Source organism: Teredinibacter waterburyi, assembly GCF_001922985.1.
GTDB lineage: Bacteria > Pseudomonadota > Gammaproteobacteria > Pseudomonadales > Cellvibrionaceae > Teredinibacter > Teredinibacter waterburyi.
On sequence record NZ_MRUH01000093.1, the window covers coordinates 1 to 598 of the forward strand.

1 protein-coding gene is annotated in these 598 nt (G+C 56.2%); it reads right to left on the reverse strand.

The annotated features are described in order from the left end of the window. The coding region (locus tag IDZ20_RS06655; RefSeq protein ID WP_188150650.1) for a thrombospondin type 3 repeat-containing protein at positions 1-598 on the reverse strand (598 nt) is incomplete at both ends.

Consider the following 598-nt stretch of genomic DNA (forward strand, 5'->3'; position numbering starts at 1 on the left):
GAAGGCATCAGCGTTATCGCCGACGCCGTCGCCGTCGGTATCAGCCGATTCGCTGGCATCCATCGGGAAGGCGTCAGCGTTATCGCCTATGCCATCGCCATCGGTGTCGGCTGATTCGGAGGCGTCCAGAGGGTAAAGGTCGCTACTATCCTCAACACCATCACCATCGTCGTCGGTATCAGCATTGTTGCCGGTACCGTCGCCGTCGGTGTCGGCTGATTCCGCAGCATCAGTTGGGAAGGCATCAGCGTTATCGCCTATGCCATCGCCATCGGTGTCAACAGACTCACTGGCATCTAGGGGGAAGGCATCACTGCTATCTTCAACACCGTCGTTATCATCGTCGGTATCAGCATTATTACCAATGCCATCGCCATCACTGTCAACCCACTCGCTGGAATCTAGCGGAAAAGCGTCATTACCATCCAGCGCACCATCGCCGTCACTATCACGGTAGATCACGCCGTTAATACGCAGGCCAGGCAATTGAGTGGCTGCACCAAAGTCCCAGCGGGGCTCACCGTCATTGGTTAGTACGTCAGCCCAGCCCACATAGAGGTTAACACTGGTGCAGTCGCTATTATCGGCACTGGTAGGG